At 74.0% G+C, this 26,944-nt stretch carries 22 protein-coding genes; 15 read left to right on the top strand and 7 right to left on the bottom strand.

From position 1 onward, the window contains the following. Window positions 1-14: 14 nt before the first annotated feature. From AB0J97_RS17760 to AB0J97_RS17740, 5 genes are read left to right on the top strand one after another with little or no spacing between them, the layout of a single operon-like run. A complete protein-coding gene (locus AB0J97_RS17760) occupies window positions 15-1,337 on the top strand; it encodes an SWIM zinc finger family protein (RefSeq protein ID WP_364089661.1) in 1,323 nt (440 codons plus the stop codon). Beyond that, window positions 1,334-2,671, top strand: coding sequence for a DUF5691 domain-containing protein (locus tag AB0J97_RS17755; protein WP_364089658.1), 1,338 nt, complete (start codon window positions 1,334-1,336; stop codon window positions 2,669-2,671). The genes AB0J97_RS17760 and AB0J97_RS17755 overlap by 4 nt, the downstream gene beginning before the upstream one ends. Continuing rightward, window positions 2,668-3,732 carry an AAA family ATPase gene (locus AB0J97_RS17750; RefSeq protein ID WP_364089655.1) on the top strand — a complete coding sequence of 355 codons (1,065 nt, stop codon included), beginning with the start codon at window positions 2,668-2,670 and terminating at the stop codon, window positions 3,730-3,732. The genes AB0J97_RS17755 and AB0J97_RS17750 overlap by 4 nt, the downstream gene beginning before the upstream one ends. Beyond that, window positions 3,729-5,975, top strand: coding sequence for a DUF5682 family protein (locus AB0J97_RS17745; protein ID WP_364089652.1), 2,247 nt, complete (start codon window positions 3,729-3,731; stop codon window positions 5,973-5,975). The genes AB0J97_RS17750 and AB0J97_RS17745 overlap by 4 nt, the downstream gene beginning before the upstream one ends. A gap of 4 nt (window positions 5,976-5,979) precedes the next feature. Continuing rightward, entirely contained in the window at window positions 5,980-7,119 is a 1,140-nt protein-coding gene (locus AB0J97_RS17740; RefSeq protein ID WP_364090291.1) for a VWA domain-containing protein, read from the top strand. 55 nt (window positions 7,120-7,174) lie between these two features. Here the strand turns inward: AB0J97_RS17740 and AB0J97_RS17735 are convergent, their stop codons facing one another. Next, entirely contained in the window at window positions 7,175-8,623 is a 1,449-nt protein-coding gene (locus AB0J97_RS17735; protein ID WP_364089649.1) for an MFS transporter, read from the bottom strand. Between the two features lie 101 nt (window positions 8,624-8,724). Between AB0J97_RS17735 and AB0J97_RS17730 the strand changes: the two genes are divergently transcribed. From AB0J97_RS17730 to AB0J97_RS17715, 4 genes are all read left to right on the top strand, one after another. After that, window positions 8,725-9,453 carry a TetR/AcrR family transcriptional regulator gene (locus AB0J97_RS17730; RefSeq protein WP_364089646.1) on the top strand — a complete coding sequence of 243 codons (729 nt, stop codon included), beginning with the start codon at window positions 8,725-8,727 and terminating at the stop codon, window positions 9,451-9,453. A 62-nt stretch (window positions 9,454-9,515) separates the two neighbouring features. Then, window positions 9,516-10,907: an MFS transporter gene (locus AB0J97_RS17725; RefSeq protein WP_364089643.1), complete on the top strand. Its 1,392-nt coding sequence runs from the start codon at window positions 9,516-9,518 to the stop codon at window positions 10,905-10,907. A gap of 102 nt (window positions 10,908-11,009) precedes the next feature. Then, window positions 11,010-12,014: an enolase C-terminal domain-like protein gene (locus AB0J97_RS17720; RefSeq protein ID WP_357701241.1), complete on the top strand. Its 1,005-nt coding sequence runs from the start codon at window positions 11,010-11,012 to the stop codon at window positions 12,012-12,014. Continuing rightward, a complete protein-coding gene (locus AB0J97_RS17715; protein WP_364089640.1) occupies window positions 12,011-12,691 on the top strand; it encodes a class I SAM-dependent methyltransferase in 681 nt (226 codons plus the stop codon). Before AB0J97_RS17720 ends, AB0J97_RS17715 begins: the two co-directional genes overlap by 4 nt. Before the next feature lie 28 nt (window positions 12,692-12,719). On the opposite strand, the gene AB0J97_RS17710 is transcribed toward AB0J97_RS17715, so the two are convergent. Beyond that, a complete protein-coding gene (locus AB0J97_RS17710; RefSeq protein WP_364089637.1) occupies window positions 12,720-13,694 on the bottom strand; it encodes a BtrH N-terminal domain-containing protein in 975 nt (324 codons plus the stop codon). 103 nt (window positions 13,695-13,797) lie between these two features. Between AB0J97_RS17710 and AB0J97_RS17705 the strand changes: the two genes are divergently transcribed. Then, on the top strand, window positions 13,798-14,679 hold the full coding sequence (locus tag AB0J97_RS17705; protein WP_364089634.1) for an alpha/beta hydrolase: 882 nt from the start codon (window positions 13,798-13,800) through the stop codon (window positions 14,677-14,679). On the opposite strand, the gene AB0J97_RS17700 is transcribed toward AB0J97_RS17705, so the two are convergent. Both AB0J97_RS17700 and AB0J97_RS17695 read right to left on the bottom strand, forming a co-directional pair. Then, window positions 14,665-14,937: a hypothetical protein gene (locus tag AB0J97_RS17700; protein WP_357701234.1), complete on the bottom strand. Its 273-nt coding sequence runs from the start codon at window positions 14,935-14,937 to the stop codon at window positions 14,665-14,667. The genes AB0J97_RS17705 and AB0J97_RS17700 overlap by 15 nt on opposite strands. Window positions 14,938-15,013: 76 nt before the next feature. Next, the gene (locus tag AB0J97_RS17695) at window positions 15,014-16,459 is read right to left on the bottom strand and encodes an LCP family protein (RefSeq protein WP_364089630.1); all 1,446 of its coding nucleotides are present in this window, start codon (window positions 16,457-16,459) and stop codon (window positions 15,014-15,016) included. 156 nt (window positions 16,460-16,615) lie between these two features. Between AB0J97_RS17695 and AB0J97_RS17690 the strand changes: the two genes are divergently transcribed. Next, window positions 16,616-17,491 (top strand): enoyl-CoA hydratase-related protein, encoded by an 876-nt coding sequence (locus AB0J97_RS17690; protein ID WP_364089627.1) that lies wholly within the window; start codon window positions 16,616-16,618, stop codon window positions 17,489-17,491. Between the two features lies 1 nt (window position 17,492). Next, window positions 17,493-18,410, top strand: coding sequence for an alpha/beta hydrolase (locus AB0J97_RS17685; RefSeq protein ID WP_357701228.1), 918 nt, complete (start codon window positions 17,493-17,495; stop codon window positions 18,408-18,410). On the opposite strand, the gene AB0J97_RS17680 is transcribed toward AB0J97_RS17685, so the two are convergent. After that, window positions 18,383-19,876, bottom strand: coding sequence for a prolyl oligopeptidase family serine peptidase (locus tag AB0J97_RS17680; RefSeq protein WP_364089623.1), 1,494 nt, complete (start codon window positions 19,874-19,876; stop codon window positions 18,383-18,385). The two genes, AB0J97_RS17685 and AB0J97_RS17680, sit on opposite strands and share 28 nt — an antisense overlap. A gap of 107 nt (window positions 19,877-19,983) precedes the next feature. Between AB0J97_RS17680 and AB0J97_RS17675 the strand changes: the two genes are divergently transcribed. Then, a complete protein-coding gene (locus AB0J97_RS17675) occupies window positions 19,984-21,093 on the top strand; it encodes an exonuclease SbcCD subunit D (RefSeq protein ID WP_364089620.1) in 1,110 nt (369 codons plus the stop codon). Beyond that, window positions 21,094-24,717, top strand: coding sequence for an AAA family ATPase (locus AB0J97_RS17670; protein WP_364089617.1), 3,624 nt, complete (start codon window positions 21,094-21,096; stop codon window positions 24,715-24,717). It begins immediately after the preceding gene. Here the strand turns inward: AB0J97_RS17670 and AB0J97_RS17665 are convergent. Further along, window positions 24,710-25,759 carry a LacI family DNA-binding transcriptional regulator gene (locus AB0J97_RS17665; RefSeq protein WP_364089614.1) on the bottom strand — a complete coding sequence of 350 codons (1,050 nt, stop codon included), beginning with the start codon at window positions 25,757-25,759 and terminating at the stop codon, window positions 24,710-24,712. The two genes, AB0J97_RS17670 and AB0J97_RS17665, sit on opposite strands and share 8 nt — an antisense overlap. Window positions 25,760-25,834: 75 nt before the next feature. Here AB0J97_RS17665 and AB0J97_RS17660 point away from each other — a divergent pair, with 75 nt between their 5' ends. Then, window positions 25,835-26,029, top strand: coding sequence for a hypothetical protein (locus tag AB0J97_RS17660; protein ID WP_364089611.1), 195 nt, complete (start codon window positions 25,835-25,837; stop codon window positions 26,027-26,029). Window positions 26,030-26,190: 161 nt separating this feature from the next. Here the strand turns inward: AB0J97_RS17660 and AB0J97_RS17655 are convergent, their stop codons facing one another. Continuing rightward, a complete protein-coding gene (locus AB0J97_RS17655) occupies window positions 26,191-26,823 on the bottom strand; it encodes an HAD family hydrolase (protein WP_364089608.1) in 633 nt (210 codons plus the stop codon). Window positions 26,824-26,944: the final 121 nt, after the last annotated feature.

Genomic DNA, 26,944 nt, shown 5'->3' with positions numbered 1-26,944 from the left:
CTAGTCTGCGGCAGGTGATCGAACGGTGGAGCCGTGATCAGGTGCTCGCCCTCGCCCCCGACGCCTCGTCCCAGAAGGCGGCCCAGGGGGTGGCCGCGGCGGGCAAGTGGTCCTCGCGCGGCACGACGGGCAGCGTCCTCTACGGCGAGTGCAAGGGCAGCGGGTCCAAGCCCTACCTGGCGTGCGTCGACCTGAGCGAGCCCGCCTACCGGTGCAGCTGCCCCAGCCGCAAGTTCCCCTGCAAGCACGCGCTGGGCCTGCTGCTGCTGTGGTCGGCCGACGGCGTGCCCGCCGAGGAGGCCGCGCCGCAGTGGGTGACCGAGTGGCTCGACGGCCGCGCCGAGCGCGCCGCCAGGTCCGCGGCCCGCGTCGAGGCGTCCCGCGCCGATGCGGCCGGGGTGGCCGATGGCGAGGCTGCCGGGAAGGAGCGGGTGGAGCGGGCCGAGCGGGCGGAGTCGGTGCGGCACGCGCGGGTGGGGGCCGGGCTGGCGGAGCTGGAGCGCTGGCTGGCCGACCAGATCCGCCAGGGCCTGGCCTCCTCCGCCGAGCACGACTGGGACGGCCTGGCCAAGCGCCTCATCGACGCCCAGGCCCCCGGCGTCGCCGGCCTGGTGTCCCGGCTGACCCAGGTGCGTGCCGAGGACGACTGGCCCGGCCGGCTCCTGGAGGAGTACGCGCTGGTCAACCTCCTCGCCGTCGCCTACCGCCGCCGCGCCGACCTCCCCGGGCCCCTGGCACAGACCGTCCAGATCCGCACCGGTTTCCCCGTCACGAAGGAAGAGGTGCTGGCCGGGCCGGCGGTGCGCGACCACTGGCACGTGCTCGGCGGGCGCGACGACGAGCACGACCGGCTGACCGCCCGCCGCGTCTGGCTCAAGGGCCGGGCGACCGGCCGGGCGGCGCTGATCCTCTCCTTCGCCCCTCAGGGCCAGCCGCTCGACGCCTCCCTGGTCACGGGCACCACGATCGACGCCGACCTCGCCTTCTACCCGGGCGCCGCCCCCCTGCGCGCCCTCGTCGCCGCCCGCCACCCCGCCACGCCTCTCGCGGCCGGGGCCGCCGGGCCGGTCGGGGTGTCGGCCGACGAGGCGCTCGACGAGGTGGCGCGGGTGCTGGCCGAGGATCCCTGGACCGAGTCGTGGCCGGTCGTGCTGGCCGGCGTCGTCCCCGGCCGGGCGTCGGTCGGGGGGCTGCCGTTGCACCCCCGGGCCCGTGACCCCTGGCGGCTGATCGCCGTCTCGGGCGGCCATCCCGTCACGCTGGCCGCCGAATGGACCCCGCAGGGCCTGCGCCCGCTCACCACCTGGGACGACGAAGGAACGGCGGTGATCCTGTGACCTGGGACGACCTGGCCTCCACGGCCCTCGTGGGCACCGACCGCAGGCCGTACGGAGGAGACCTGCTGGAGGCCGCCGCCGTCGAGACGGCCCGGCGGCGCGCGGGCCGCCGCCCGGTCGGGTCCGCGCCGCCGGCGCCCGCCCCCGCCGAGGAGCTGCCCGCCGTCGACCGGCGCGCGGCCGGGCGGCTGGTCCGCATCATGGGCGGCGAGTACGCCCGCCTGCTCCCCGAATGGCTGGCCGCGGCCGCCGCGACCGGCCGCCGGGTGCCCTGCGACGTGCTGCCCGACCTGCTCGAAAGAGGCAGGCGCGACCGCTCGATCCGGGCCCATCTGGGCGTCCTGGCCGGGCAGCGCGGCCGTTGGCTGGCCGGGCTCAACCCGGCGTGGGGCTACCTGCTGGAGGAGCCCACCGGCGAGACGTGGGAGCTGGGCGGCGCCGCCGACCGCCGCGCCCACCTGCGCGCCCTGCGCGCCGCCGACCCCGCCGGGGCCAGGGAGCTGCTGGAGAGCACGTGGGAGCGGGAGACGCCCGACGACCGGGCCGAGTTCGTCGAGCTGCTGGCCGACGGGCTCGGCATGGGCGACGAGCCGTTCCTCGAAGCGGCGCTCGACGACCGCCGCCGCGAGGTCCGCCAGGCCGCCGCCAACCTGCTGACCCGGCTGCCCGGCTCCCGCCTGTCCAGGCGCATGGCCGAGCGGGCGCGGGCCTGCGTGTCGATCTCCGGCTCGACCATCGCCGTCGAGGCGCCCCTGGAGTGCGACCGGGCGATGGAACGCGACGGCGTGCGTCCCAAGCCGCCGCGCGGCATCGGCGAGCGGGCCTGGTGGTTGCAGCAGATCCTGGCCCGCGCCCCGCTGGGCGTCTGGGGCCGGCCGCCGTCCGAGCTGCTCACGATGCGCGTCCCCGACTGGGACGCCGAGGTGAAGGCCGCCTGGGTGCGGGCCGCGGTGCTGCAGAAGGACCCGGAGTGGGCGCGCGCGATGTTCGGCTGGGACCCGATCGCCGACCTGCTCGAAGCGCTCCCGCCGGGCGAGCAGCAGGAGCTCGCCGCCGGCTTCGTCGTCGAGCACGACCTGGACAGCCAGTTGATCATGGTTCTCGGCGGCGTCTCGTCCCAGTGGGGGGAGGGGCTGGCGACGGCCGTCCTCCACAAGATCGTCAAGGTGGCGGCCGTCCAGCCGTGGAACCTCGGCGAGCTGGTCAAGCTGGCGGGCGAGCACATCGACCCCGCCCTGTTCCCGCTGGCCGAGAGCTACTCGCCGGTGGCGCCGATCCAGCAGGTCGCCGCCCTCCTGCGTTTCCGTGCCGACATGTACAAGGAGCTCGCATGACCGTCCTGCGTCCCCACGCCGAAGACCAGTACGCCGAGGAGCTGGCCTACCTGGCCAAGGACGACGACCGTCCCCGGCCCCCCGGCTGGAAGCTGTCGCCCTGGGCGGTGACCCGGTACATCCTGGGCGACGGCGACCGCGTCACCCCCAAATACGTCGGCGCCCGCCGCATCGTCGAGGTCGCCGTGGCCACGCTCGCGACCGACCGCGCGCTGCTGCTGCTCGGCGTGCCCGGCACGGCCAAGACGTGGCTGTCGGAGCACCTGGCCGCCGCGGTAAGCGGCGACTCGACGCTGCTCGTCCAGGGCACCGCGGGCACCGCGGAAGAGGCCGTCAGGTACGGCTGGAACTACGCCAGGCTGCTGTCGGAGGGCCCGTCGTTCGAGGCGCTGACCCCCTCGCCGGTGATGCGGGCCATGGCCGAGGGGCGGGTCGCCCGCGTCGAGGAGCTGACCCGCATGCCCTCCGACGTCCAGGACGCGCTGATCACCGTCCTGTCGGAGAAGACGCTGCCGATCCCCGAGCTCAACCGCGAGGTGCAGGCCGAGCGCGGCTTCAACGTCATCGCCACCGCCAACGACCGCGACCGGGGCGTCAACGAGCTGTCCAGCGCCCTGCGCCGCCGGTTCAACACCGTCGTGCTCCCCGTGCCCGCCGACGCCGAGGAGGAGGTGCACATCGTCGCCCGCCGCGTCACCGATCTGGGCCGTGCGCTGGAGCTGCCGGAGACCACCACCGGCCTGGCCGAGATCCGGCGCGTGGTGACCGTCTTCCGCGAGCTGCGCGCCGGCGTCACCGAGGACGGCCGCACCAAGGTCAAGTCGCCCAGCGGCACCCTGTCCACGGCCGAGGCGATCTCGGTGCTCACCAGCGGCATCGCGCTGGCCGCCCACTTCGGCGACGGCGTGCTGCGGCCGTCCGACGTGGCGGCCGGGATCGTGGGCGCGGTGGTGCAGGAACCGGTCTCCGACCGGGTGGTGTGGCGCGAGTACCTGGAGACCGTGGTGCGCGAGCGTCCCGACTGGCGCGACTTCTACCGCGCCTGCCGCGAGGTGTCATGAGCACCGTGTCCGTCCTGGGCGTGCGCCATCACGGCCCCGGCTCGGCCCGCGCGCTCCGGCGTGAGCTCGAACGCCTGCGCCCCGACGCGATCCTCGTCGAGGGGCCGCCGGAGGCCGACGCGCTCGTGCCGCTCGCCCCCGACCTGGAGCCGCCGGTCGCGCTGCTCGCGCACGTCCCCGGCGCTCCGGCGAAGGCCGCGTTCTGGCCGTTCGCGGAGTTCTCCCCCGAATGGCAGGCGATCCTGTACGGCGTCGCCGCCGGCGTCCCGGTGCGCTTCTGCGACCTGCCCGCCGCCCACTCCCTGGCCGACGAGGCCGAGGGCGAGGAGGAGGCCGAGGCGGGGGGCGACGGGCTGCGTACCGACCCCATCGGCGCGCTGGCGGCCGCCGCCGGGCACGACGACCCCGAACGCTGGTGGGAGGACGTCGTCGAGCACCGCGGCGACACCCCCTTCGAGGCGATCGCCGAGGCCATGGCCGCCGTGCGCGAGGGGCACGAGCCGACCGGCCGGGAGGCCAGGCGCGAGGCGTACATGCGCAGGACGCTGCGCGCGGCGATCAAGGAGGGGTTCGGCACGATCGCGGTGGTCTGCGGCGCCTGGCACGTGCCCGCGCTGACCGGTCCGCTGCCCCCGGCCTCGGCCGACAACGCGCTGCTGCGCGGGATGCCGAAGGTGAAGGCCGAGCTGACCTGGGTGCCGTGGACGTACGGACGGCTGGCCTCCCGGAGCGGCTACGGCGCGGGCATCACCTCGCCGGGCTGGTACCACCACCTGTTCGCCGCCCCCGACCGGCCGGTCGAGCGCTGGCTCACCGAGGCCGCCGCCGTGCTGCGCGAGGAGGGCCTGCCGGTCTCGTCCGCGCACGTCATCGAATCCGTGCGCCTGGCCGCGACCCTGGCGGGGCTGCGCGGCAGGCCGCTGGCCGGGCTGGGCGAGGTCACCGAGGCGGCCAGGGCGGTGCTGTGCGAGGGCGACGACCTGGCCGTCGAGCTGATCCAGCGGCGCATGGTCGTCGGCGACCGGCTGGGCCACGTCACCGACGGCACCCCGATGGTCCCGCTCCAGCGCGACCTGCGCGAGCAGCGGCGGCGGCTCAAGCTCCGGCCCGAGGCCCTCGACCGGGAGCTCGACCTCGACCTGCGCAAGCCGCTCGACCTGGAGCGCAGCCACCTGCTGCACCGGCTGCGGATGCTGGAGGTGGGCTGGGGCACGCCGGGCCAGGCGCGCGGCAAGGGCACGTTCAGGGAGTCGTGGACGCTGCAGTGGCGGCCCGAGCACGACCTCGCGCTCATCGAGCACGCCGCCCTCGGCACCACCGTCGCCGCCGCGGCCGCGCAGCGGGCCCGCGACCTGGCCGGGGCGGCGTCGGCGGCGCTCGCCGACCTGACCGCGCTGGTCGAGCTGTGCCTGCTGGCCGACCTGCCGAAGGCGCTGCCCGGCGTGCTCGCCGCGCTGTCGGCCAAGGCGGCGCTGGACACCGACGTCACGCACCTGATGGCGGCGCTGCCCGCGATGGTGCGCGCCCACCGCTACGGCGACGTGCGCGGCACCTCGGCCGAGGGGCTGGCGGTGATCGTGCGCTCGATGCTCGACCGGATCTGCGTCGGGCTGCCGGTGGCGGTCACCGCGCTCGACGACGACGCGGCGGCCGGGCTGCTGAAGCACGTCGACGCCGTCCACGCCGCCGTCGCCCTCCTCGCCGAACCTGCCGCCGAGGCCGCTGATGACGCGGCCGGTGACGGCGGAGCGGCCGGTGAGGGGGCGTCGCCGCGCGGGCGGTGGCTGGGCACGTTGCGGGGCATCGCCGACCGGCCTGACCTGCACGGTCTCATCGAGGGCCGGCTCACCCGCCTCCTGCTCGACTGCGGCGAGCTCGACGACGCGGGCGACCGCATGTCCAGGGCCATGTCCCGGGGCCAGACCCCGGTCAGGGCGGCGGCCTGGGTCGAGGGCTTCCTGTCCGGCGGCGGCCTGCTCCTGGTGCACGACCCGCGCCTGCTGGGCCTGGTCGACGCCTGGCTGACCGCGCTGCCCGCCGACCAGTTCACCGACGTGCTGCCGCTGCTGCGCCGCACGTTCGGCGGGTTCGCCGCGCCGGAGCGGCGGGCCGTCGGAGAGCGGGTGAGCGCGGCGGGCCGCACGGGCGACCCCGGCGGCGCGGCGGAGCCGGACGTGGACGAGCGGCGCGCGGCGGGAGCCGTGGCGACCGTGCTGGCGATCATCGGGAGAGACCGTGGATGAGCGCATGCGCAGGTGGCGGCTGGTGCTCGGGGGCGGCGACGCCGACGGCACCGGCCGCGCCCTGGAGGGTGCCGACGCGCAGATGGACGCGGCCCTGGCCGCCGTCTACGACCAGGACGGCCGCGAGGGGCAGAGCCGTCGCGAGGGCGGCCTCGGGGCGTCCGCGCCGCGGGTGGCCCGCTGGCTGGGTGACATCCGGACGTACTTCCCGTCCACGGTCGTCCAGGTCATGCAGAAGGACGCGATCGAGCGGCTGAACCTCACCAGGCTGCTGCTCGAACCGGAGATGCTGGAGGCCGTCGAGCCCGACGTGCACCTGGTCGGCACGCTGCTCGCGCTCAACCGGGTCATGCCCGCCCAGGCCCGCGAGTCGGCCAGGGCCGTGGTGCGCAAGGTGGTCCAGGAGCTCGAACGCCGCCTCGCCGACCGTACGCGGGCGGCGGTGACGGGTGCGCTCGACCGTTCGGCGCGTACGCACCGGCCCAAGCGGGTGGCCGACATCGACTGGGACCGCACGATCCGGGCGAACCTCAAGAACTACCTGCCGGAGCGGAACACGGTCGTCCCGTCGCGGCTGGTCGGCTACGCGCGCAGGCAGCGGTCGGTGCAGCGCGAGGTGGTGCTCTGCATCGACCAGAGCGGTTCGATGGCGGCCTCGGTGGTGTATTCGAGCGTGTTCGGGGCGGTCCTGGCCTCGATGCGGTCGCTGAAGACGTCGCTCGTGGTGTTCGACACGGCGGTGGTCGACCTGACCGAGCAGTTGCACGACCCGGTCGAGCTGCTGTTCGGCACCCAGCTCGGCGGCGGCACCGACATCAACAGGGCCATCGCCTACTCCCAGGGTCTCATCACCCGTCCGGCCGACTCGATCTTCGTCTTGATCAGCGACCTGTACGAGGGCGGTGTGCGCGAGGAGATGCTGCGCCGGGTGGCGGCGATGACGCAGGCCGGCGTGCAGGTGATCGTGCTGCTCGCGCTCTCCGACGAGGGCGCGCCCTTCTACGACCACGAGAACGCCGCCGCGCTGGCCGCGATGGGCGTGCCCGCCTTCGCCTGCACCCCCGACGCCTTCCCCGACCTGATGGCCGCCGCCGTCGAACGCCGCGACATCACCCGGTGGGCCGAGCGTCACGCCGGCGGCTGAGAAAGGCCGAGGCCGCGGCTCCACCCCCGCAGGGGAGCCGCGGCCGGGTCAGCGCTCAGTGGCCGGCCTGTTCGGGGCGGGCCTTGCGCGGCATGAGGAACGACAGGGCGAAGGTGATCGCCAGCAGCCCGATCTCGACCCAGACGGTCACCTGCATGGCCGAGCCGAAGCTCCACTGATCCTTGAGCAGGTTGAAGAAGAGCGTGCCGAGGACGGCGGTGCCGAGCGCGCCGCCGAGCTGCTGGACGGCGGTCATCGTGCCCGAGGCCGACCCCGACTCGTGCGGCTCGACCCCGGCCAGCACGATGTCGAAGAACGGCGCCATGGTCAGGCCCATGCCGATGCCGACCAGCGCCAGCCCGGGGGCGAGCTGCCAGACGCCGACGTCGGTGCCGGCCAGGTGGATGGTCACCCCGAGCACGGCCGCGCCGGCGGCCATGACGACCACGCCGATCTGCAGCAGGCCGCGGCCCAGCTTCTCCTGGAGCCCGGACATGGCCAGGCCGAAGCCGATCACGCCGCCGACCGCCTGGGGAAGGCTGGCCAGGCCGGCCTTGAGCGGGCTGAAGTGCAGGCCGGCCTGCATGTAGATGCTGAAGACCAGGCTGAGGCCGATCATGCCGGAGAAGAACGCCAGGCCGGCCACCAGGCCGCCGGAGAAGGCCCGCTTGCGGAAGAGGCTGGGGGTGACCAGCGGGTCCTTGCCGGAGGCGGCGCGGCGCGACTCGTACCTGCCGAACAGGGCGAAGACGACCAGCGAGGCGGCCATCGAGACGAACGTCCAGGCGGGCCAGCCGAGCTCGCGGCCCTGGATCAGCGGGTAGATCAGCAGGAATCCGGCGACCGAGACCAGGCCGACGCCGACCAGGTCGAGCCTGGTGGCGTTCGAGAGGCGGTACTCGGGGAGGAAGCGGATGCCGGCCAGCGCGGCGGCCAGGCCGAGCGGCAGGTTGATCAGGAAGATCATGCGCCAGCCGGTGCCGAAGAAGTCGGCGTCGACCAGCCAGCCGGCCAGCACGGGGCCGCCGACCGACGAGATCGTCATGACGGGCCCGAACATGCCGAACGCCTTGCCGATCTCCTGCGGCGGGAACATCTCCTTGATCAGGCCGAGGCCCTGGGGCAACATCACGGCGCCGAACAGGCCCTGCAGCACCCGGCTGGCGATCAGCATCTCGGGGCTGCCCGCCACGCCGCACAGCAGCGAGGCGGCGGTGAACCCGAAGGCGCCGATGAGGAACATGCGCTTGCGGCCGAACAGGTCGCCGAGCCGTCCGCCGGTGACCAGGCCGACGGCCATGGCCAGCGTGTAGCCGGCGCCGAGCCACTGTACGAGGCTGTCGCTGCCGCCCAGGTCGGCGCGGATGGTGGGGGCGGCGATCGTGGTGATCAACGCGTCGAGCAGGTCCATCACCTCGGCGGCGAGGATCACGAAAAGGGCGGCCCAGCGCCACCGGTAGGGCGCGACGGCCTCCGTGGCCTGCGCCGAGTTGGTCACTGTCATCGGGGGGAACTCCTTAAGAACGCTGTTCTTGATACGAACACTGTTCGTTACGAACACCGTTTTAGTAGCGAACAGCGTTCGTGTCAAGTACAGTGTTCGCCATGGGGAGCAAGGAAGAAGCCGTGCCGGTGCCGCCGTGGCGCAAGTCCCGCAAGCCCGCGCCGATCAGGCGGCAGCTCAGCCAGGACCTCATCGTCGAGACCGGGCTGCGCGTCCTCGACGCCGAAGGGCTCGACGCGCTGAGCATGAGACGCGTCGCCCAGGAGCTCGACACCGGCCCCGCCTCCTTGTACGCGCACGTCGCGAACAAGGAGGAGCTGCTCGAACTCGTCTACGACCGCGTCCTCGGCGAGATCCGGCTGCCCGAGCGCGACCCCGGCCGGTGGAAGGACCAGCTCAGGGCGTACGCGCTGGAGGTCTACCGGGTGCTGAACAAGCACGCCGACGTCGCCAGGGCGGCCCTGGCGAACATCCCCACGGGCGAGAACTCGCTGCGCACCGGCGAGTTCGTGTACGGGCTGATGGTGGAGGCCGGGATGCCGCCGCGCGAGGCCGCCCTGTGCCTCGACCGCCTGTCCCTCTACCTCATCGGCGACGCCTACGAGGGCTCGGTGCACATCAGCCGGCTGCGCGCCTCGGACATGTCCACGCCGGAGGAGTACTTCACCGCGTTCGCGACCCAGATCGCCGACTACTACCGCGCCCTGCCGCGCGACCGCTTCCCGTACCTGGTCGAGCACATCGACGACCTGATCGCCGCCGACGGCGAGGAACGTTTCCGCTACGGCCTCGAACTGCTCCTCGACGGCATCGAGTCCCGCATGCCTTAGGCCCAATTGCCTAGGCCCCGCGCCCGATGTGCCGACGCGCGGTTCCCCCTACTTTTACGGTCATGACAACGACTGTTGAACCGATCGAAGACGTCGCCCCGGCCCCGGCCGGCGTGCTGTCCGCGCAGTACCGGGCGCTCAGCGTCGGCCTGGTCGCGCTCGTCATGCTGGTGGCCTTCGAGGCGATGGCGGTGGCGACCGCGATGCCCATCGTGGCCGGCGACCTGGGCGGCATGGCCCTGTACAACCTGGCCTTCAGCGCCACTCTCGCGGCCAGCGTGATCGCGACCGTGCTCGGCGGCCGGTGGAGCGACGTGCGGGGGCCGGTGCAGCCGATCGCCGTCGGCGTGGCCACCTTCGTGGCCGGGCTCCTGGTGGCCGGATTCGCGCCGACGATGGAGGTGCTGGTCGCGGGCCGTTTCGTGCAGGGGCTCGGCGCCGGGTTGATCCAGGTCTCCCTGTACGTGCTGGTCGCCCGGGTCTTCCCGGGGGCCATGCATCCCAAGGTGTTCGCCTTGTTCTCGGCCGCCTGGGTGGTGCCCTCCATGATCGGCCCGGCCATCGCCGGGTTCGTCGTGGAGAACGTGAGCTGGCGGTGGATCTTCCTCGGCGTCTCCGCCCTGGTCATCCCCTCGGCCCTGCTGCTGTGGCGCGGCACCGCCGGGCGTTCGGCCGAGCGCGGCTCCGCCGAACCCGCCCCCGGCCTCGGCCGCAAGCTCGTCTGGGCCATGCTGACCGCCGTCGCCGCCGCCCTCATCCAGTACGGCAGCGCCCTGGAGCTGGCCGGCCTGCCGCTGCTCGTGGCCGGCATCGTGCTGCTGGTCGTGGCCCTGCCCAAGCTGCTGCTGCCCGGCTCGCTGCGCGCCGCCCGCGGCCTGCCGACCGCTCCCGTGCTGCGCGGCCTGGCCTACGGCTCGCTCATGGCCGCCGAGGTGCTCATCCCGCTCATGCTGATCCACGAGCGCGGCCTGACCGCCACCGGCGCGGGCGTCGTCCTCACGGTGGGCGCGCTCGGCTGGTCCACCGGCTCCTGGATCAAGGGCCGCGGCACGATCAGCCACATGACCGCCATCCGCGGCGGCGCCGCGATGATCGCCGTCGGCATCACGCTGGTGTCGCTCGTGCTCGTCGACTCCCTGCCCATCGCGGTCGCCTACGTCGCCATGGCCATCTCCGGCCTCGGCATCGGCGCTCTGCACCCCACGGTGTCCGTGCTGGTGCTGGAGATGTCCAAGGAGGGCGAGGAGGGGCAGAACAGCGCGGCCGTGGGCGTCGGTGAGTCGGTGTTCACCGTGGTCGCCGTCGCGGTCAGCGGCGCCCTGTTCACCGCCACCGGCGAGAACTACGCCGTGGGGCTCGGATTCACCGTCGTGCTCGCCGTCCTGGCCTTCGTGCTGGCCCCCCGTTTTGTGCAGTCCGCCAAGGCAGGCACTATGGAAGGGACCGCGTCATAGTGATGAGAACGTCAAAGTGCTGAGAACGCTGCCAAACGCATCGGCGTGGACGGCCTTCACCAGGCGCGACGACTCTCTCGTCATGGCTAAAGGGGGGTTCTCATGCCGCGAGTGCGGGAGCTGGAGGTCTTCCGGCTGGTCCTGCCGTACGGCGCGAGGACGGAGAGCCTGCTCGTCAAGCTCACCGACCACGGCGGCATGACCGGCTGGGGCGAGGCCGTCTCACCCGAGCCCAAAGCCTGGTCGCGGCTGGAGGAGTCACTGGCCGCGCTGCTGATCGGCGTCGACTGGGAGCACCCCGACGCCGTGCCGAGCGGCGACCCGGCCGTCGACATGGCCTGCTGGGACCTGTGGACCAGGATGCGCGGCGTGCCGCTCGCGCACGCCATCGGCGGCACCCGAACCTCGGTGATGGCCACCGTGCGGCTGGCGCCCGACCCGTCCGTCGAGAGCCTGGTCGCCCGCGTCAACCAGCAGGTCTGCGCCGGTTACGGGCACGTCACCCTCGACATCAGGCCCGGCTGGGACGTCGAGCCCGTACGCGCGGTGCGGCAGGCCTACCCCGCGCTGACCCTGGCCGTCGACGGCGGCAACGCCTACTCCGACCTCGGCCAGCTCGTCGCCCTCGACTCCTACGGCCTTGAGGTCATCGAGCGGCCCTTCCCGCTCGGCGACGTCCACGCGCACGCCGCGCTGCAGGACGACGTGTCCGCCTCGGTCGCCGTCGAGGTGCGCTCGACCGCGGAGCTGGACGACTACCTGACCCTGCGCGCCGCCAGGGTCCTCCTGCTGCGGCCCACCGCCTTCCCGTCGCTCTCGGAGGCCCGCCGGGCGCACGACCGCGCCGCCGCCGCGGGCTGGGACATCCAGTGCACGGGCGGCCAGGGAGCGGGCCTGGCCAGGGCGGCCACGGTGGCGGTCGCGAGCCTGCCGGGCTGCACGCTGCCGTGCGACGTCACCCAGCCGCCCAAGCAGAACCAGATCGTCACGCCGCTGGTCGGCGCGAACGCGGGCGTCATCGCCGTCCCACTCACCCAGCCCGGCCTGGGCCACACGATCGACGAGAGCCGCCTGAGCCGCCTCGCCAAGGAGTCGTTCCACGCATGACCGCCCCTGACCCCGCCGCCGACTCCGACCTCGACCCCGACGCCGACGCCCGGCGGCTGGCCGCCCGGTCGCTCGCGGACGGCGATCCGACCGGCTGGTTCGAGCGCCTCTACGCCGAGTCGGCGACCGGCGACGCGATCGTGCCGTGGGACACGCGTACCCCGCACTTCCTGCTCGTGGAGTGGGCCGCCGACCGGAAGCCCGGCGACGGGCGGGCGCTCGTGGTGGGCGCGGGCCTGGGCGACGACGCCGAGCACGTGGCCGCCCTCGGTTACGCGACGGTCGCCTTCGACGTCAGCGAGTCGGCCGTGCGCCTGGCCCGCGAGCGTTTCCCGGACAGTGCCGTCGAGTACGTCACCGCCGACCTGCTCGACCCGCCCGCCGACTGGCGGCACGCCTTCGACCTGGTCGTGGAGATCATGACGGTGCAGGCCCTGCCCGAGGCGCTGCACGCTCGCGCCACCGAGAGCGTCGCCGCGTTCGTCCGTCCCGGAGGCACGCTGCTGGTGATCGCGTCGGGCCGCGAGCACGGCGGCCCGGTCGGCGGCCCGCCGTGGCCGCTGACGCCTTCGGAGATCGCGGCGTTCGCGACCGGCGGGCTGACGGCGGAGCGGATCGAGGACCTCCGCGACGGCGGTCGCCACCGCTGGCGCGCCACCTTCCGCCGCCCCCGCTGACCCGCGCCCCGGGCGTCCGGCGGGATTCTCAGGACACCTCGTACAGCGTCTCCATGGCCAGCCGCTCGCGTTCGGCCAGGTCGTACAGCAGCGACCCGGCCTCGTCGAGCGGCTGCTGCCGGCCCGTCTCCCCGGCCTGCGCCAGCAGGTCCGCCACCTGGCTCCACTTGGGCGCCAGCGCCATGTACGCCTGGCAGGCCGTCTCCAGGGCCTTGCCGGGCGCGATCGTCTGGGCCTCGGCCAGGAACTCGGTGTAGAGGTTGCGGAAGAACGCGCCGCCGGTGCCGCCCCGCTCCATGAGGTTGGCCGTACGCGTGAGCTGCGCGGTCGGCCCGCGTTCCAGCCAGGTGGGGACGAGCGCGGCGGCCTGCTCGATGCCCCGGTAGCCGACGTTCCTCATCGCCGGGTTGAGGAAGGCGGCGGCGGTGGACCGGACGGCCTCCTTGATGGCGTACGGCAGGTCGGGCTCGGCGCACGGCCCCACCGTGTACGACAGGTTGTGCGCCGTCATCGGCCCGGTCGCCGCGCGGGCGCGTTCGAGCGAGTCGAGCGGCACCCGGTTGCGGGTGCCCTGCTGGGCGGTGTCCACGAGGTGGGCGTGGCCCTCGTCGTAGCCGACCATCGCGACGTAGTGGCCGCCGAAGTGGTAGGGCGTCCTGATGTAGTCGAGGTGGTAGCAGTCGAGCCGGAGCCCGACGGGGGTGCCCTCGTCGAGGTGGCGGCGGACGTTCGACCAGGCCGTGATGGGGGAGGACGTCTCCTGCGTGTCCAGCGTGAACCCGAGCGCCGAGGCCAGCTTCTCGGTGATCGCGTGCGGCTTGACCCGGCCGCCGATCAGCGGGACGTCCAGCGAGCCGCTGTCCCAGTAGACGAAGCTCAGCCCCTCGCCCAGCCCGAACAGCATCGACTCAGACAACTCCACGCCCGCGTGCCGCAGCAGGGTGCCGGCGGTGGTCGTCTCGCAGTGACGCCCTTCAAAGGGCGGGACCAGATCGATGAGCACAAGCCAAGTGTGCCGGATGACCTGCGGATTCACCCGTCGGCGGCTCCGGCGCGCCCGGAAAACCGGTGGATGCCCTCCGAGGTGCTCACGCGATGATGGGCGCATGACCACCTTGATCGAACGCCCTGCCCGCACCGGCGCGGAACGGCTGCCCGGCGGCCGGCTTCTGGGCTGGGCCGAATGGGGGCCGGCGGACGGGACGCCGGTCCTGCTCTCCCCGGGGGCCGCCACGAGCCGCCGGCTCGGCATGGGCGCGGCGGCGCCCGGCGACCTCGGCGTGCGCCTGATCTCCCTCGACCGGCCCGGACTGGGCGCCTCCACCCCCGCGCCGGGCCGCACGTTCGCGGACTTCGCCGCCGACGTGGAGGTCTTCGCCGGGCGTCTGGGCCTCGGGCGTCCCGCCATGGTCGGCAACTCGCAGGGCGCGCCGTTCGCGCTGGCCTGCGCCGCCGCAGACGTGGTCGGCGCGCTGGCCCTGGTCTCCGCCGCCGACGAGGTGGCCGACCCGCGCTTCGCCGACGCGCTGCCCGACGAGCTGCGGCGGCTGACGGAGCTGTCCACGCACGATCCGCAGGCCGCCGAGCAGGTCTTCGCGGGCTTCACCCCGCAGGCCATGTGGGACCTGGTGATGGGCGGCAGCCCCGCCTGCGACCTGGCCGTCTACCAGGGCCCGGAGTTCGCCGACGGGTACCGCGAGGCGCTGGGGGAGGCGTTCGCGCAGGGGCCGGCCGGTTACGCCCGCGACACCGTCCTGGCGATGGGCCGCTGGGGCATCGACCTGTCGTCGATCACGGTGCCGGTCGACGTCTGGTACGGCGAGCATGACGCCACCCACTCGCCCGACCAGGGGGAGGGGCTGACCGCCCGCATCCGGGGAGCCGTGCGGCACGTCGTGCCCGGCGTCGGCGGCGCCCTGCTGTGGACGCACCCCCACCGGATCCTGCGCGCCCTCCTGGAACGCCTTCCGGCCTCAGCCGCCCGTTGAGCCCTGACCGAAGGTGATCACCATGTACCGGCCGTTGGAGTAGCTGACCACGGGCCGCCCGAGCAGCTCGCCCACCTTGCGGGCGACCCCCTGGAACACCTCCACCAGCTCCGGGGTGTCGGCACTCACCCTGAACCGCCCGTTCTCGGCGAGCTGCTGGGCCACCAGGGGGACGAAGCCGGCCTCGGCCCGCGCTCTCTCGTCGGCGTCGAGAGGGGTGTGCCGGATGGCGGGTGACGTGCCGAGGGGGTGGGACATCGCGAATCTCCTCCAGATTTGCCGGTCCGTCCAGGATGCCATCGGTGACCGGGGCTCCGGAGCGTCTCGCGCGGACTCAGCCCGCCCCGCACCCCTCGGTGAGCCCCTTCGTCGGCGGCCCGGACTTCCCCGGTTCGGCGGACTTGCCGGGCTTGGGGGAGGACGTGCCGTCCGACGCCGACGGGCCGGCCGACGGGGTCGCCGAGGCCGCGACGGCGGACGTGGCCGCGGTCGAGTCGCGGACGGCCTTGGCGGTCAGCTCGCGGATCTTGTCCCAGTCGGGGTAACCGGTGCTGATCAGCGGCGGCACGAACTGCAGGCTCGTCACCTTCGCGTTCTTGACCTTGAGCGCCAGCGGCACCAGGTTCGTCAGCATCGAGCGCGGGATGTCGGTCCTGATCAGCTCCTTGGCGGCCAGCGCGATCCGGTTGAACCGGGCCAGCACGGTCGCCGGGTCGGCCTGGCCCAGCAGCGCGCCGAGCACGCAGCGCTGCCGCCGCATCCTGGTGTAGTCGTCGCTGAACGTGCGCGAGCGGGCGTACCACATCGCGTCGGCGCCCTTGAGCTTCCTGGTGCCGGCCTTGACCAGGCCCTCGTTGTACTTGCCGAACACGACGTCCTGCTCGACGGTGATGGTGATGCCGCCGATGGCGTCGATGAGACGGGCGAAGCCCCACATGTTGACCAGGGCGTACCAGTCGATCTCCAGGCCGAGGGTGTAGCCGATGGTCTCCATGAGCACCTGCGGGCCCTGGTGCCGGCGGCCGCCGAAGATCTCCGGGTGGGCGTCGGCGTACTCCCAGACGCTGTTGAGCAGGTCGCTGCGGCCGCCGCCGGGGTCGGCCGGCAGGCGGAAGCCGCCGGGGAACCGCTGGGCCATGGGCGTGCCGGGGCGGAAGCGCACGTTCTCCAGGTTGCGCGGCAGGCTGACCAGCACGGTGTTGCCGGACTTCACGTCGATGCTGGCCACGTTCATGCTGTCGGTGCGCACGCCGGTGCGGTTGTCGTCGGCGTCGCCGCCGAGGAGCAGGAGGTTGACCCGCTCCCGCCCGGTCCACGGGTCCTCCGGCGGCTTCTGCCCGGCCTGGACGGGGGACTCGACCGGCTCGGGGCCGGTGAAGATGTCGCCGAGGGTCTTCTGGTAGGTCCACACGTTGTTCGCGACCACCCCGAACGGCACCACCACCACGACGGCGAGCAGCCCGGCCAGCGTGCCGGCCAGGATCTGGCCGCTCTGCGGCAGCCGTCCGGGACGCAGCACCACGAAGGAGTGCACGATCACGACGAACCAGGCGACGCCCAGCGACACGGCCCCGACGACGATCGCGGTCAGCCACGAGTCCTGGGTCAGCGAGCCCAGCAGGTTGTCGGTCGTCAGCGCCACCGCCAGCAGTGCAAACAGCCCGGCGACGTAGCACGAGAGCAGGATCAGGCCGGTCCGGCGCCGGCCGGCGCGCAGATGGGCGGCCCCGGGCGCCAGCGCCGAGAGCGCCAGCCAGCCGAGGACCGCTGCCGCGCTCACCGGTCTCCTGCCCTGCATGCCATCCTGCACGCCATCCCCGTTTCCCCGAAGTCCACCGTAACCCGCAGGCACGAACAGCGCGGGCAGCCTACGCATTGGATGCGAAATATGTCTTTATCGGAGGGTGAACATCGGTAACCGAATAAGATTCGGGTCATGGCCTTCTCCGAGATCGAGTACCACGTGGCCGATCGCGTCGCCACCATCACACTGTCTCGCCCCGAGCGGCTCAACGCGTTCACCTTGACCATGCGCGCCGAGCTGATCAGCGCGTTCGACCTCGCCGACGCCGACGATGACGTGCGCGCGGTGGTGGTCACGGGGGCCGGACGCGCCTTCTGTGCCGGGGCCGACCTGAGCGGCGGCGGCGACACCTTCGACCACCGGGCGCCCGGCCATGGGGAGAAGGCCGAGTTGGTCGACGGCGCGCCGCGCGACGGCGGCGGCACGGTCGCGCTGCGGATCGCCGCCTCGCTCAAGCCCGTCATCGCCGCGATCAACGGCCCGGCGGTGGGCGTGGGCGTCACGATGACACTGCCCATGGACGTGCGGCTGGCCGCCGAGAGTGCCAGGTTCGGGTTCGTGTTCGCCCGGCGCGGCATCGTCACCGAGGCGGCGTCGGGCTGGTTCCTGCCCCGGGTGGTCGGCATCTCCCGGGCCATGGAGTGGGCCGTGACCGGCCGGATCTTCCCCGCCGCCGAGGCGCTGGAGGGCCGACTGGTGTCACGGGTGCTGCCCGACGACGAGCTGCTGCCCGCCGCGTACGCGCTGGGCCGCGAGATCGCCGGCAACACCTCGGCCGTCTCCGTCGCCGCCGTGCGCAGGCTGATGTGGTCGGGCCTGTCGGCGGCCTCACCGTGGGAGGCGCACGCGGCCGACTCCAGGCTCATGGCCGAACTCGGCGGCGCGGCCGACACGGTGGAGGGGGTGACGGCGTTCCTGGAGAAGCGTCAGGCCGACTTCCCGATGAAGGTAAGCACCGACCTTCCGCCCGGCATCCCCTCATGGCCGGACAATCCATATTCTGTCTGATATGTACGAGATCACCGTTCTCCCCATGCAGCCCGACTTCGAGGGCGAGGTCGTCGCGACCCTGATTGCCAGGAAGGCCGGTTCGCGCAGGGCGGTGCTCTACGTCCACGGGTTCACCGACTACTTCTTCCAGGACCATCTGGCCGACTACTACGTCCAGCGCGGCATCGACTTCTACGCCCTCGACCTGCGCAAGTACGGCCGCTCACTGCTCCCGCACCAGACCAGGGGACTGATCAGGAGCATCACCGACTACTTCCCCGAGATCGACGAGGCAGTCCGCCTCATCCGCCGCGACCACGACGAGCTGACCGTCAACGCCCACTCCACCGGCGGCCTGATCGCCGCGCTGTGGGCCGACCGCGTCCGCGGCCGGGGGCTGGTGCAGGGGCTCGTGCTCAACAGCCCGTTCCTCGACCTCAACGTGCCCGCCCCGCTCCGGCTGGCCGCCGACCTGCTCAAGACCCCGATGTCCTACGTCCGCCGCCCGCTGCCCCTGGGCATCAGCACCGCCTACGGCCAGAGCCTGCACCGCACCGAGCAGGGCGAATGGGACTACGACCTGGAGCTCAAGCCGCTGGTCGGGTTCTCCGTGCACGGCATGTGGCTGGCCGCCGTCCGGCGGGCCCAGCGGCGGCTGCACCGGGGGCTGGCGGTGGACGTGCCGGTGCTCGTCCTCGCCTCCTCGACCGGCCTGCGGGTCCGCGACTTCGTGCCCGAGGCGCGCTCGGCCGACATCGTGCTCGACCCCGCCCACATGGCCCGCTGGGCCACCTCGATCGGCCCCCACGTCACCTGCGTGCGGATCCAGGACGGCCTGCACGACCTGGTGCTGTCGGCCGAGCCCGCGCGCAAGCAGGTCTTCGCCGAGCTGGACCGCTGGATGAACGCCTACCAGGGGAACGCGAACAGGCCGTAGTAGGCCGCCGCCACCAGCAGCAGCCCGGTGCCGCCGAGCACGCCGCCGATCGCCACGTACTGCCACCGGGTCGGCTGCATGCCCTCGCGCAGCGCCGACACGTACGCGGCCACCGCCGTGACCTCCTGGACCAGCATGAGCACGGCCAGCACGCGGACCACCAGCCAGCCCGCCAGCACGGCCGGCCAGGCGCCCGCCTGGTTCACCGAGAACAGCACCAGCAGCGTGATGAACGCCACGACCGACGCCAGCAGGCCGAGGCCCGTCCACGCCATCCTGCGCAGCCTGCGCCGGATCGGCGGCCACAACCGGGCGTTGGTCTCCACGGGCGGCCTGCCGTGGCCGCGCAGCCGGACGACCATCGCCGCCACCGGGCCCGCCACGTACCCGACGGCGGCCAGGCAGATGGTCAGCCCGAGCATCGTGCCGCCGGCGTACCAGGGGGCCGCGGGCACGTCGCTGGCCTCGAACCGCTGGACCGGCGTGCTGCCCGCCATGTGCACGGACGGCCTGGCGGTGGCGGGCAGGCCGGTGATCCAGTTGGCCAGGGTCTCCAGGTAGCCCCTGGTGAACGGGCCGCCGTTGACCCGCATCGCGTGGTCGCCCTTGTCCATGAAACGGATCGTGTACCGGTCGTTGCCCGCCTCGGTGAGCGCCGTGACCAGCGCCCTGGTGGACTCCACGAAGGGGATCGAGGGGTCGGTCGTGCCGTAGAACGCCAGGACCGGCTGCCTGACCTGCCGTAAGGCGGGCATCGCGTCGTAGCGCAGGAAGTTGAAGCCGACGCCGCCCATCGCCCTGGTCAGCAGGTCACGGGCGCCGATGGGGGCGTGCAGCCGTACCAGCTGCTCGTTCAGGGCCCAGGCGACCTGCCGCAGCGGCGAGACGTTCGGCGAGGAGACCAGCACCGTGAAGCCCACCGCCGCGCTCTTGGCCGCCGCGATCGGGACGACCCAGCCGCCCTCGCTGACCCCCCACAGCCCGACGCGCGCGGCGTCCACCTCCGGCCGGGTGCGCAGGTACTCCACCATGCGCAGCGCGTCGTCGGCGAGCAGGCCGAAGTCGCGTTCCCGGAAGTCGTAGCCGACCGTGCGCTTGTCGAACGCGATCGTCGCCACGCCCGCCCTGGCCAGGAACTCCGCCTGCGGCGTGAACTCCGTCCGCGACCCGTTGCCCGATCCCGACACGAACACCATCGCCGGGTGCCGGCCGGGCGTGAGCGGGACGCGTAAGGTGCCCTCCAGACGCTGGCCCTCGGCCGGCAGCGAGATCTCCTCCCGCCGCACGGGGTCGGCGGAGACCACCGGGCGCAGCTCGTCCGCCGGTTGCGCCGGGATCGCCGCGAACGCCGGGTCCGCCTTCAGGGGCGGCGGGTCGAACGCGGGCGGCAGCACGTAACCGACTGACGCAAGAGCCACCAGCACCAGGCCGGCGGCGACGCTCAAGGTGCCACGGCCAGTGCGCATCGGCCTCCCCATGTGCGTTGGTTTGCCCGCTGATCATCCAGCCTACTCCCGGCTTCTGTGACGGGAGGGGCCGCATTTGTCGGTGAGAGATGTTAGCTTCCTGCGACATGCGGATCCTGCACACCTCCGACTGGCACCTCGGGCGCTCCTTCCATCGGGAGAGCCTGCTCGGGGCGCAGGCCGCGTTCATGGACCACCTGGTCGAGACGGTGCGCGCCGAGCGGGTCGACGTCGTGGCCGTCTCCGGCGACGTCTACGACCGCGCCCTGCCGCCGGTCGACGCGGTGGCCCTGCTCTCCGACGCGCTCGCCCGCCTGCGCGCCGCCGGGGCGCGGGTGGTCCTGATCAGCGGCAACCACGACTCGGCGCTGCGGCTGGGGTTCGGGTCGGCGCTGTTCGAGTCCTCGGGGGTGCACGTCCGCACCGAGCCCGACCGGTCGTGGGAGCCGGTGCTGGTCGGCGACGTCGCCTTCTACGGCATCCCCTACCTGGAACCGGAGCTGGTGCGCGCCCCCTGGCAACTGCCCGACCGCGGCCACACCGCCGCGCTCTCCCACGCGATGAGCCGCGTCCGCGCCGACGCCGTACGCCATCGGGCCGCCGTCGTGCTGGCCCACTGCTTCGTGACCGGTGGGCAGGCCAGCGACAGCGAGCGCGACATCAGCGTGGGCGGCGTCTCCCACGTGCCCCTGTCGGCCTTCGACGGCGTCGACTACGTCGCGCTCGGCCACCTGCACGGCCGCCAGCGCATGTCCGAGACCGTCCGCTACTCCGGCTCCCCGCTGGCCTACTCCTTCTCCGAGACCGGCCACGTCAAGGGCTGCTGGCTGGTCACACTCGGGTCGGGCGCGGAGTTCGTGCCCGCGCCCGTGCCCCGGCCGGTCGGGCGGCTCCGAGGCGACCTCGACGACCTGCTCACGCAGCCCGCCTTCGCCTCCTACGAAGACCACTGGCTGCAGATCACCCTGACCGACGCCGTCCGTCCCAAGCAGGCCATGGACCGGCTGCGCGCCCGCTTCCCGCACGCCCTCGCGCTGTCCTTCGAGCCGGTGGGCGCCGCGCCGGCCGCCGGGCCGGTGAAGGTCAGCGGACGGCCCGAGGCGGAGGTCGCCCTCGACTTCGTCCGCGAGGTGCGCGGCGAGCCCGCCGCGCCCGAGGAGGAAGACCTGCTCAGACGGGCGATCGAGGCGTCGCGGGTGAAGGAGGTGATGGCGTAGATGCGACCCCACCGGCTCTCCCTCACCGCCTTCGGCTCCTTCCCCGGCACCGAGACGGTCGACTTCGACGCCCTGACCGAGGCCGGCCTGTTCCTCATCCACGGGCCCACCGGGGCGGGCAAGACCACGATCCTCGACGCGCTCTGCTTCGCCCTCTACGGCGTCGTGCCCGGCCAGCGCAACAGCGCCCGCAGCCTGCGCTGCGACCACGCGCCCGCCGGCACCGGGCCGTCGGTGACGCTGGAGGTCTCGATCCGGGGCCGGTCGCTGCGCATCCGGCGGTCGCCGTCGTGGCAGCGTCCCAAGCTGCGCGGCGCCGGGTTCACCGAGGAGAAGGCCAAGGTCGTCGTCGAGGAGCGCCACGGGTCGGCCTGGCAGGGGCTCACGACCCGGCTCGACGAGGCGGGCGACCTGGTGGGCGGGCTGCTCGGGATGAACGCCGAGCAGTTCTGCCAGGTGGTGATGCTGCCGCAGGGCGACTTCGCCAAGTTCCTGCGCGCCGACGGCGACGACCGCTCCCGGCTGCTGGAGCGGCTGTTCACCGTCAAGGTGTTCACCCAGGCCGAGTCGTGGCTGGCCGAGCTGCGGCGGGCCACGGGGCGGGAGGAGCAGGAGCTGGGGCGGGAGGTGGCCTTCGCCGTCAAGCGCCTGGAAGAGGCCGCCGGGCCCGCCCTGACGTCGCACCCTTCCGACCCCGCCTTCTCCCTCGCGCCGCGTCCCTCCGGGCCGGACGGTGCCCCGGCTCCCGAAGGGCGGCCCGCCGACGTCCCGCCCGCCCTCTTCGACGTGCTCGCCGACGGCGGGCCGCCGTCGGCGGACGACGATCCGCTCGCGTGGGCGGGCGCGCTGCTCGACGCGGCGCGGGCCGTCGTCCACCGGTGCGAGGAGCGGCACGCCGCCGCGGGCGAGGCCGCGCGGGCGGCGCGGTCGCGGTTCGAGCAGGCCGCCGCCCTCGCCGAACGCCGGCGCCGCCACGCCGAGGCCCTGACCCTGCGCCGCACCCTCGACGAGCGCGCCGACGAACGCGCCGACCTCCAGGCCGTCCTCGACGACGCCGTCCGCGCCGACCGGGTGCTCCCGCTGGTCACGGCCGCCGGGCAGCGCGCCGAGGCCGCAGCCAAGGCCCGCGCCATGGTCGCCGACGCCCTGGCCCGCGCCCGCCACCTCCTCACCCCACCGGCCCGGCGCGACGGCGGGCCCGCGGGCGGCGGGGAGCCGTCGGTGGAGGAGCTGGAGAGCCTGGAACGGGAGCGGCGGGCCGAGCCGGCCCGGTTGTCCGAGCTGCTCACCGAGGAGGCCCGGCTGTCGGTCGTCCGGCGCGACCTGCTGCGGGTGGAGCAGGAGCTGGCCGAGCTGGTCGGAGCCGACGCGGCCGTGGCCGCGCGGCTCGGCGTCCTGCCGGGGCTGATCGAGGAGGCCGAGGGCAGGCTCGCCGGCGCGCGGGTGGCCGCGGCGCGCATCCCGGCGGCCCAGGCCGTACGCGACGCCGCCGCCGACCTGATCGACGTCGACCGCGAGCTCACCGCCCTGGCCGGCGAGCTCGAAACGCTGGCGCGGCGCGAGGCCGAGGTGTCGGCGGCCGAGGCCGAGCTCCCCGCCCGGCTGGCCGAGGCGAGCGCCGCCCTGGCCGAGGTACGCGCCGAGGCGGCGGCCGTCCCCGCCGCCGCCGCGCAGCTCGACGCCGCCCGTTCCGCCCTGGAGGCCGCGCACCGCCGTGACACCCTGGCCGCCGAGCTGGAGTCGGCCGCCGCCGCCCACCAGGCCCTGGTCGACCGTGCCCAGGAGACCCGCGAACGCTGGCTCGACCTGCGCCAGGCCAGGATCGACGGCATGGCGGCGGAGCTGGCCCGCGACCTGGCCGACGGGCGTCCGTGCGCGGTCTGCGGCTCCGAGCACCACCCCATGCCCGCCTCACCGGCCCCCAGCGCCCCCTCGCCCGAGGACGAGCACGCCGCCGAGACCGCCCACGAGTCGGCCGCGGCCGACCGGGAGGCCGCCGAGCGCGCTCTGGCCTCGATCGAGTCCCGGCTCGCCGACGCCTCGGAGGCCACCGAGGGGTTGTCCGCCGACTCCGCCTCCGAACGCGTGCTCGCGGCCGAGCGGGAGCTGGCCCGGCTGCGGTCGGTCGCCGACCGGGAGCCCGTCCTCGCCGACGCGCTCGACCGCCTCGAAGGCGAGCGCGACCACGTCAGAGACCAGGCCAGGGAGATCGCCGAGGCGCTCGCCGCCCACCACGCCCATCGCACCCGGCTCACCGCCGAGCGCACCCGTCTGCACACCCGGCTCGCCCAGACCCTCCACCCCTCCCAGCCGGACGGCCCCCTCGCGGCGGACGGGCCCGGGGCGGCCGACGCCGACACGGGTTCCGAGGTCGACGGGGTGCGGGTGCTGAGGGCAGCCGAGGAGGAGCTGCGGCGGCTGGCGGCGGTGGCGGCCAGGGAACCGGGCGCGGCGGCCGAGGTGGCCGCGCTCGGCCGCGAACGTGCCGAGCTGGAGGAACAGGGGCGGCGCGTCACGGCGCGGCTGGCGGCCGGACGCACCAGGCATGAGGAGTTGAGCGGCGACGCCGGGCGGTTGACGGCACGGCTCGACGCGGCCCGGGGCGGAGACCCGACCCTGACGGCCCGCCTGTCCAGGCTCCACGACGAGGCCGAGCTGTTGCGCGAGGCGCTGGAGGCCACCAGGGCGTCGGTCGCGGCGGCCGGCGAACTCGACTCCGCCGTCGAGGCGGCCGAGCGGGCGGCGGCCGAGGCCGGGTTCGCCGACGCGCGGGAGGCGGAGGAGGCGTACCGGAGCCCGGCCGAGCGGGAGGGCAGGGCGGAGCTGCTGCGGCGGCTGGACGATCAGCACGCCGCCGTCACCGCCCTGCTGGCCGACCCCGAGCTGGTCGCCGCCGCCGCCGAGCCCGAGCCGGACCTGGCGGCGGCCGGGGCCGAGCGGGACACGGCGGAGGAGGCGTACACGCGGCTGGCCAGCGAGCGCGACCGGGCGGTGGCCAGGGCCGGACGCCTCGCCGAGCTGCGCGAGGAGCTGGCGGCGCGCATCGGGCGGTGGCGCCCCGCGGCCGAGCGGCACCGGCTGGCCGAACGCATGGCAGCGCTGGCCTCGGGCACGTCCGGCGACAACCAGTGGAACATGAGCCTGACGTCGTTCGTGCTGGGGGAGCGGCTCAGGCAGGTCGTCGACGCCGCCAACGAACGCCTCGACCACATGTCGTCCGGCCGCTACCTGCTCCGGCACGACCTGCGCAAGACCGCCGGATCGCGGGCGCGTTCGGGCGGCGGGCTGGGCCTGAAGGTGGCCGACGCCTGGACCGGCGTCGACCGCGACCCGGCGACCCTGTCGGGCGGCGAGAGCTTCATCACCTCGCTCGCGCTCGCGCTCGGCCTGGCCGACGTGGTCACGGCCGAGGCGGGTGGCGCGGAGGTCGGCACGCTGTTCGTGGACGAGGGCTTCGGCACCCTCGACGAGGACACCCTCGACGACGTGCTCGACATCCTCGACGGGCTGCGCGACGGCGGCCGCGCGGTCGGCATCGTCAGCCACGTCGGCGAGCTGCGCACGCGCATCCCCGTGCAGCTCAAGGTGGGCAAGACCCGCAGAGGCTCGACACTGGTCAGCTAGCCGGCGGCGCGGTCGAGGCGCGCACGATCAGCTCGTACGGGAACAGCCGCCGCTCCGGCCGGGCCGCGGCCCCCGACAGCAGCAGCCGCCCGGCCGCCTCCCCGATCTCCTGCTTTGCCTGCCGGATCGTGGTGAGCCCCGCCTCCTCGGCCGCGCTGTCGGAGAACCCGACGACCGACAACTCGCCCGGCACGTCGAGGTCCAGGTCCGCGGCGGCGTCGAGAACGCCGAGGGCGAGCACGTCGGTGTTGGTCAGGATCGCCGTGGGGCGGGGGTCCAGCCGCAGCAGCGCGTGGCCGGCCTTCCTGCCCGCCTCCCGCGAGTTCCTGGCGACCTCGTAGCAGGGCACGTCGTCCCAGTCGAGGCCGGCCCGTTCGCAGGCGGCCTGGTAGCCGCCGCGCCGGGCGCGCATCGCCGCGAACACCGCGCCCTCCTGGCGGGCGCGGTCGGCCCAGCCGGTGTGGCCGTCGTCGTGCAGGCCGACCATCGCCACCGCGACCCGCCGGTGCCCGAGGCCGAGCACGTGCGCGGCGGCGGCGGCCCCGGCGGCGGGCTCGTCGATGCCGACGAAGGGGTGGCCGGGCACGTACGGCTCGTCCACCACGACGACGGGCAGCTTCCTGGCCAGCACCTCGGCCAGCGCCGGATGGCCGTCGGGCAGCGAGACCACGCAGAACGCGTCGACCACCGCGTCACGCACGGTGTCGCTGCGCCGGTCGCCGTGCGGCAGCGGCAGGATGAGCAGGCCGACGCCCGCCTCCTCGGCCGCCGTGGCGAGCCCCCGGAAGAACCCGAGCGCGTACGGGTCGGCGAAGGCGTAGGCCAGCGTCTCGCTGAACAGCAGGCCGAGCGCGCCGGCGCGGCCGAGCCGGAGCGAGCGCGCCGTCGGGTTGGGGCCCGCGTAGCCGAGTTCGTCGGCCACCTCCAGGATGCGCCGCCGCAGCCCGTCGCTGAGCTGGTCGGGCCGGGAGAAGGCGTACGACACGGTGGCGCGGGACACGCCGAGCCTGTCGGCGATCGTCTGCAGGGTGACCCTTGCCATCGTCCAACCGTATCGAACGGCCTTGCCGGTGCGCTCTTAATTGATTAAGGTCTTAATTGATTAAGGAGGAGAGACATGGATGCCATGCAGGTTCTCGCGCACCGGACGGCGATGGGGTTCCGCGACTCGCTCGACGCGGCCCTGCCGGGGGCGCCGCGCAGACGGGATCCGGAACGGGTCGCCGTACGGGCCCGGCTCGCACACTCGCTGCGCCGCACCGCCGACCGCCTCGACCCCACCTGCCCACCCGCCCGATACGGCGAGGCGTGACGCCCTGCTCGTGCGCCCCGGGCAGTCCCGATATGCCCACCCGCCAGTCGCCCAGCCCCGCCGCCCCGCCTCCGCTGGGGTAGCTGGGACGGCGGGGCGTCAGGTTGGGGCGGGCCGGGAGCCGGTTCGGGCGTCGCGAGGGAGGGGGCCGGTCCGGGGCGTCAGGGGAGGGTGGCGATCAGGTCGGGGATGGTGGTGGGGTCGTGGAAGAGGGTGGCGCCCAGGCCGGTGAGGCGCGAGGGCGGCGTCAGGCCGCCCGCGAACGCCAGGCACCGCATCCCCGCGCTCGTCGCCGCCCGCACGCCGAACGGGCTGTCCTCGATCACCACGCACCCCTCGGGGGCCGCGCCCATCGTGGCCGCCGCGTGCAGGAACAGGTCGGGGGCGGGCTTGCCGCGGGCCACGTCCTCGGCGCTGAAGACGCGGCCGTCGAAGTGCCGGGCGAGCCCGGTCAGCTCCAGGCTCTTGCGGACGTTGGCGTGCCGGCCGTTGGAGGCCACGCACTTGGGGATGTCCAGGCGGTCAAGGGCGGACTCGATGCCCTCGATCGCGCACAGTTCGGCCGCCATCGCGGCCAGGTACTCCTGGGTGATCTGGTCGCGCCAGCCCGGGGGCGTCTCGCCGACCTGCTCGTCCCAGTATTCGTTGCTGCAGCCGACGAAGCGCTCGGCGTACTCGGTCTCGTCGATCGTCCAGCCCAGGCGGCGCAGGGCGGCGGTGCCCACACGTACCGAGATGCGCTCGCTGTCGACGAGCACCCCGTCACAGTCGAAGATGACCAGTTCGACGGCCAAGGTGTGAACCTCCCAAAAAGTGACGTTTGCGGTCGAATCTATCGGGCGGCTGTGTGACATTGCGCAGGTGGTAGCGTCGTTGTATCACTTGACAAGATGTCAGTCCGGATAGTGAGAAGCG

The organism is Nonomuraea sp. NPDC049607 (assembly GCF_040675375.1).
Taxonomy (GTDB): domain Bacteria; phylum Actinomycetota; class Actinomycetes; order Streptosporangiales; family Streptosporangiaceae; genus Nonomuraea.
The sequence above is the reverse complement of the archived record's forward strand: the minus strand, read 5'-3'. Positions and strand labels throughout refer to the sequence as shown.